At 69.6% G+C, this 6334-nt stretch carries 5 protein-coding genes; 2 read left to right on the forward strand and 3 right to left on the reverse strand.

The window, feature by feature from the left end; all coding sequences use genetic code 11:
- Window positions 1-21 precede the first annotated feature (21 nt).
- Window positions 22-1860 carry a calcium-binding protein gene (locus tag FJ694_RS30645; protein ID WP_198321083.1) on the reverse strand — a complete coding sequence of 613 codons (1839 nt, stop codon included), beginning with the start codon at window positions 1858-1860 and terminating at the stop codon, window positions 22-24.
- 750 nt (window positions 1861-2610) lie between these two features.
- On the opposite strand from FJ694_RS30645, the gene FJ694_RS36870 reads away from it, so the two are divergent.
- Both FJ694_RS36870 and FJ694_RS30655 read left to right on the forward strand, forming a co-directional pair.
- The gene (locus FJ694_RS36870) at window positions 2611-3288 is read left to right on the forward strand and encodes a fibronectin type III domain-containing protein (protein ID WP_198321084.1); all 678 of its coding nucleotides are present in this window, start codon (window positions 2611-2613) and stop codon (window positions 3286-3288) included.
- 58 nt (window positions 3289-3346) lie between these two features.
- A complete protein-coding gene (locus tag FJ694_RS30655; protein ID WP_157271332.1) occupies window positions 3347-4693 on the forward strand; it encodes a hypothetical protein in 1347 nt (448 codons plus the stop codon).
- Window positions 4694-4783: 90 nt separating this feature from the next.
- Here FJ694_RS30655 and FJ694_RS30660 read toward each other — a convergent pair whose 3' ends face one another.
- The gene (locus tag FJ694_RS30660; protein WP_232540302.1) at window positions 4784-5950 is read right to left on the reverse strand and encodes a methyl-accepting chemotaxis protein; all 1167 of its coding nucleotides are present in this window, start codon (window positions 5948-5950) and stop codon (window positions 4784-4786) included.
- 141 nt (window positions 5951-6091) lie between these two features.
- Window positions 6092-6334, reverse strand: a 243-nt coding sequence (locus FJ694_RS30665) for an STAS domain-containing protein (protein ID WP_510513691.1), incomplete at its 5' end; no start/stop codon positions are given.

Here is a 6334-nt window from a genome sequence, read left to right on the forward strand (position 1 = left end):
GGGCACCGGATTTGCCAAACCTCAAACCACCCAGAAATCCTGGCTGGTCAACACGGCCTTATTGGTCAGCCAAGCGAATTGCACCGCGGCCTTGCCCGTGCCGCTGCCGTCGGCATCGAAATACAGCGCGCCGGTATTGGTGTCGTAAATGATGCGATCCGTCGCCGCGCGCGCGGAGGTGGCGCCGGCGGCGGCGTAGAAGGCCGAGCCCAGGGCCTTGCCCGCCGTCAGGCCGGAGAACACGGCGTCATCGAGGCGAATCGAATCCGTCAGGCGGGTGAAATCCGTGATGCCGTCCGAGTTGTTGCCGGTATTGAAGGCGGCGTCGAAAACGAAACAGTCCTTGCCCGCGCCGCCGGTCAGCATGTCGAAGCCTGCGCCGCCGGCAAGCGTGTCATCGCCCGCGCCGCCTGTGAGCTGGTCGTTGCCGGCGCCCGCGTGGATGATGTCATTGCCCTCGTTGCCGTTGAGATGATTGATGCCGGCCGAGCCCAGTATCACATCGGCGTAGATGCTGCCGTCGATATTCTCGATACTGATCAACCTGTCAATACTGCCCGAATCGTCGTAGGCCGTGCCGGCCGCCACGGTGCGCACGGCACCTGCGAAACTGCCGCTCCAGGCCGCGGCGGAGAGATTGACCACCACGCCATGGTCACCGGCGTCGTCGCCGGTGTGGTGATAACCCGCCTGGTCCTGGCCCGTGCCGCCATCGATGGTGTCGTTGCCGCTGCCGCCAGAGAAATACTCCCAGATCTGGTCATTGTCGCCATCGTCCCGGCCGCGGATGTAGTCGGCGGCATCCGAGCCATTGATGGAGAGATTGCTGCCGTCGAGTTTGAAGGTGTCCGTGCCGCCCCAGCCGTCCCGGGCGGAGCCGGCGGCCACCGTATAACTCTTGCCGCCGACCGTGGCCGTCAGCGCCTTGCCGCTGAAATTGACGATGACGCCGCTCGGGTCGTCCCAATAGCCGACGCTGGCCCAGACGTTGTTGCCTCCCGCGCCGCCGACCAGGGTGTCGTTGCCCTTGCCCAGCGTCAGGCTGAGCGACGCGTCGCTGCGGCCCAGCACCACGTAGTCGTTGTAGGCGCTGCCGGTGAAGCCCTCGATGGAGATCAGCGTGTCGATGGCGCCGCTGCCCGTTTCCAGCACCTTGTCGGCGCCCACGGACCGGCCGGCATGGCTCAGCGTCAGTCCGCTGAAGTTCGCCACCACGCCGGCTGTCTGGTCCAGGTAGTAGGCCTCGTCCCAGCCACCAGCGGATCCGGCGAGGGTGTCGCTGCCGGCGCCGCCGTACAGGTCGTCGCCGTCGGCGCCGGACACCAGTCTGTCGTTGCCGGCGCCGCCATACAGCTCGTTGTCGCCGGCGCCGCCAAGGAGCGTGTCGTTGCCGCCGCCGCCGAAGAGGAGGTCATCACCGGCGCCGCCATTGATGGATTCGGCCGCATCCGTGCCCACGATGAGATCGTTGCCGGCGCTGCCGGCGAGGCCGTTCTGGATCGTGAACGGGCCCCACCCGTCGTCGGTGGTCAGGGTTTCGATGCGCGAGGCGCCGCCGGCCGCGAACTGGTTGACCAGGGTGAGCCTGCCCGCAGCACTGCCGAAGTCCAGCACCAGGTTGGCGCCGTCGCGGTAGAAGCTCATGGACGAGAACAGCCCTTCCGGATCGCTCAGCTCCAGCACGTCGGCCGTGCCGCCGGCATCCTCGATGCGGTCGTTGCCCGTGCCCAGCTCGAAGCGGTAACGGTCGTTGCCCAGGCCGCCCTTGAGCGTGTCGTTGCCCAGGCCACCGAACAGCGTGTCATCGCCGGTGGTGCCGTTGAGGGTTTCGCCGTTTCTGGTTCCGTTGATCAGGGGCATGTCGTACTTTCCGAGCGCAGGCGTTTCAGCCAGTTTCCAAAAACCGCCCATGGTGCCCGATGGCGCCGCGCGGGTCCGTGCAGAAAATCACGCTGCAGCCTGCGGCGCGGTGCCGAGTGTGAAACTCGCCGTCAGGCCGGGACAGCCCAATGGGCTGCCCGACCAAAACGGGACAAACTGGTTTCTCGTGCAACGGCTGCAATAAGCCGGTACCCCGCGCCGGCGCGCATCGATATTCGCTGCCGGCCGCCCGTGTATCAGATGTTTCTAAACAAGCACTAACATCATGATTGCGCAGCCATGCGCATTCATATCTATCATCTCGGCGTTAACCCCAAGTCTGCACCCGCTGCTGCCCATACCGGGCAGTGCCGCTGGGTGCGCATGATCCAGGTCGAGCCATGTACTCCCACCGCCGAAAACGAAATCGGCGGCGACGCTTGCTGCGCCTGCGCAATAAGGTCGTCAGCCGCGCGCCCTGAGGGCTTCGCCCTCGGCGAAACTCCGCTGAACAATATTTCCGGGTTGTCACAGCAATAAACGCGTCGATTTTCCGGGCCTGAAGACCCGCCCAGGAAAACGCCGTCCCGGCCCGCCGGACCGCGCCTGCTGTCTTGAACCCACGCACCGCCCCCCGGGCCGGCCCTGCTCGTGCCGGCCGGCGCGGGGATGCTTTTCGTGTCTGCTTTTATGGACATCATGCCGTCTTCCCAATATTCCGATTCCCGCCTTGCCCTGCTGTCCGCGTTGATGGCTTCCGTTTTCCTGGCCACCGCGTGCGGCGGCGGTCAGGAAAACGAAAGCATTTCCGCCGAGACTCAAGCGGCTGCAGCCCTGGCCACCGAAAGCGCGCAGGCCATTACTGCGACGTCCAGCGGCACCTGGCGCCAAATTGCCGGCGAGTGGAGCTATTTCACGCTCAATACCCGGGCCTTCGTGCGCTTCGGTACCGGGTCGAAATGGATCGGCAAATACGTCGAGGCCGGCAGGCGCGCGCAGTGCGCCTACGACTTCTTCGGCGGCGATCCGGCCCCGGGCATGAGCAAGGTGTGCCAGGTCTACGTCGAGGGCAGCCCGGCACCGGCACCGGCACCCGCCCCGGCCCCGGCGCCGGCTCCTTCGCCGGCCCCGGCTCCCGCGCCTGCGCCTGCGCCCGCGCCGGCGCCGGCCCCCGCGCCGGCGACGACCGGCTCGGCGCTGCTGAGCTGGAGCGCGCCGGCGGGCAGCGTTGCGGGCTACCGCGTCTACTGGGGCACGAGCCCGCGCAGCTACCAGCAGGCCAAGGGCAGCGGCCGCTGGGTCACCAACACCACCACGACCGTGAGCGCGCTGCCCAGCGGCGACACCTACTACTTCGCCGTGACCGCGGTGGACGCCTCCGGCAAGGAAAGCGCCTATTCGGGCGAGGCCACGAAGACCATCCCCTGACCGATCATCGTCCGCGCGCCCCGGTGGGGCGCGCCGGCAAGCAAGAAGAGGAATCGCGATGAATGCCAAACGGATCCTGGGCACCCTGGCGCTGGGCCTGAGCCTGCTGCCCGCGCTCTCGCATGCGGCCACCTACTACGTGCGTCCCGGCGCGGCCGGCGACGGCTCCGGCCGCGACTGGACCAATGCCTTCCCGGCGCTGCCGGCCGCGCTCACGCGCGGCGACACCTACTACCTCGCGCCGGGGCTGTACGCGGCGCGCACCTTCGCCACGCCAGCCAGCGGCAGCGCCACCATCACGCTGCGCAAGGCCACCGCGAGCGACCACGGCACGTCCAGCGGCTGGAACCCGGCCTGGAGCAGCGGCCAGGTCGTCTTCGGCGGCGGGCTGAGCTTCAAGTCGCCGAACTGGGTGCTCGACGGCCAGACCGGCGGCGGCGCGGCCGAGGGCTGGAAGGGCAACTTCGGCATCAAGATCGTCGAGCGCGGCGACCGCAACGCGGTCATCAGCGTCGGGCGCGACGGCGACGCCGACAACGTCACCATCCGCCACGTGGAGCTGGTGGGCAAGGGCAGCGTCAGCAGCGAGGGCGGCAGCTTCTCCAACGACGGCCTGGCGGTGTACGGCGCGGCCAACGTGACGCTGTCGCACTTCCGCATGACGGGCATCGGCCGCTGCCCCTTCTTCGTCAGCGCGCGCAACCTCGTGGTCGAGCACGGCTGGGTCGAGTCCTACTTCGGCAGCGGCAGCGTGCACTCGGAAGTGGCCAGCATCTGGGGCTTCTCGGGCAGCGTCGGCGACGTGACCTTCCGCCACAACCTCTTCACCGACATCCGCAGCACCGGCGGGATCATGTGGGACAACCAGACCAACCCCAGCGCGCGGCTGCTGGTCTACGGCAACGTGTTCTACCGTCCCCCCGGCGCGCGCTGGGACCGGGCCAACGGCGTGGTCGGCGGCTGGACGGGCAACGGCGGCGAGCAGTTCCACAACGCCAAGGTCTACAACAACGCCTTCATCAACGTCGACCAGGCGCCGCTGAGCTCGCTGCCGCGCGTGGCCTCGGGCAACGAGGCCCTCAACAACATCTTCTACAACGGCAACAGCCCCGACTTCTCGCGCTTCGCGCGCCACGACTACAACGTCTTCATCAACGCCGGCGGCGCCCAGGGCGAGAGCCAGGGCGTGGTCGACAACGGCGGCGACCCGTTCGTGGACACCGCCGGGCTGGACTTCCGGCTCAAGCGCGCACTGGGCGCGGGAGCGCCGCTGCCGGCGCCCTTCGACACCGACGGGCTGGGGCTGTCGCGCCTGGCCAGCGGCGTGTTCGAGCGCGGGCCCTTCGGGCTGCTGACCGCGGCCGGCGCGCCGCCGGCGGCGCCGACGGGGCTGAAGGTGGACTGAAACGCGTCGCGCGCGGACGACAGCCGCGGCGGCCCGCACAGGCGGGTGCCGCGGCTTTTTCATGCCTGCCGCGGCGGGGCGGGCTCGGTGTCAGAGCTTGAACTCGTCCACCACGGTCTGCAGCGCCTGCGCCTGCGAGGCCAGGGCGGCCGTGGCGGCGGTGGCCTGCTGCACCAGCGCGGCGTTCTCCTGCGTGACGTGGTCCATGTGCGCCACGGCCTGGTTGACCTGCGCGATGCCGCCGCTCTGCTCGGCCAGCGCGCCCGAGATCTCGCCCAGGATGGCGTTGACGCGCTGCACCGCCTGCACGATGTCGCCCATGGTGCCGCCGGCCTGGCGCACCAGCGCCGAGCCGCTGTCCACGTGCTCGACGGCGTCGTCGATCAGCGTCTTGATCTCCTTGGCGGCCTGCGAGCTGCGCTGCGCGAGCTGCCGCACCTCGGTGGCCACCACGGCGAAGCCGCGCCCCTGCTCGCCCGCGCGCGCGGCTTCCACCGCGGCGTTGAGCGCCAGGATGTTGGTCTGGAAGGCGATGCCCTCGATCACGCCCAGGATGTCGGAGACCTTGCGCGAGCTGGCGTGGATGGAGTCCATGGCCTGCCCCACCTGCGCCATCACCGCACCGCCCTGCTCGGCCACCTGCCAGGCCTGCGCGGCCAGGCCGCTGCCGGCCTGGGCGCGCTCGGCGTTGAGCTGCACGGTCTGCGTGAGCTGGCCCATGCTGGCGGCGGTCTGCTGCAGCGAGGCCGCCTGCTGCTCGGTGCGCCGCGCCAGGTCGCTGTTGCCGCCGTCGAGCTGGCGCGAGGCCGAGGCGATGGCGTCGGTGGAGCCCTTGATGCGCGTAACCAGGTCCGTGAGCGTGTCTTCCATGGTTCCGAGCGCGCCCAGCAACCGGCCGAAGTCGCCGCCGAGCTCGGTCTTGAACTCCTGGCTCAGGTCGCCCGCGGCCACGGTCTCGGCGATGTAGACCGCCTCGTCGAGCGGGCGCTTGATCGCGCGCGCCAGCGCTGCGGCGCAGCCCAGCCCGGCCAGCAGCCCGGCGCCGGCCAGCGCCATCATCAGCCGGCTGACCGAAGCCACCTCGCGCTCGACCTCGGCCGCGGCCGCGGCGCGCTCCGGGCCCAGGGCCTGGCGGTGCAGCCGGCCCACGTCGTTCAGGCCCGAGATGCCCAGCGCGGTGAGCGCTCCCATGAACAGCAGCACCGCGGCGAAGCCCAGGGGCAGCATGGTGTGGGTCTTGAAATGGGCGATGGACAAGCGAGTCTCCTGGAATCTGTCTGAAAGCAGACGCCGCTATCGGCGCCCGGTGCCGGCGCTTGAGGCAGATCAGGAAGACACGCCGCCACGGCGCGACTTTGTGCCGGGTCCACGCCCACGGAGCGGAACGCAGCGGCCGATTCAGCGCTTGTCACAGCCCGGACCCGGCCGCTCGGCGCATTCGGCGAACACGCGCACCGTGCAGGCGGCGCAGGTGGCGCAGTCGAGCCGGTGCGTGATCGCGGCGATGGCGCGGCGCTTGTCCGGGAACACGTGGTCGGCGCCCAGCTCGTCGAGGAAGCCGTCGCGCCGCCACTGCGCCAGCACCGGCGGGCGCGGGCGGTGGAAGTAGAGGTCGCCGCCCATGGCGCGGCGCGCGCGCAG

Origin of the sequence: Azohydromonas aeria (genome assembly GCF_009760915.1) — a bacterium.
Taxonomy (GTDB): domain Bacteria; phylum Pseudomonadota; class Gammaproteobacteria; order Burkholderiales; family Burkholderiaceae_C; genus Azohydromonas; species Azohydromonas aeria.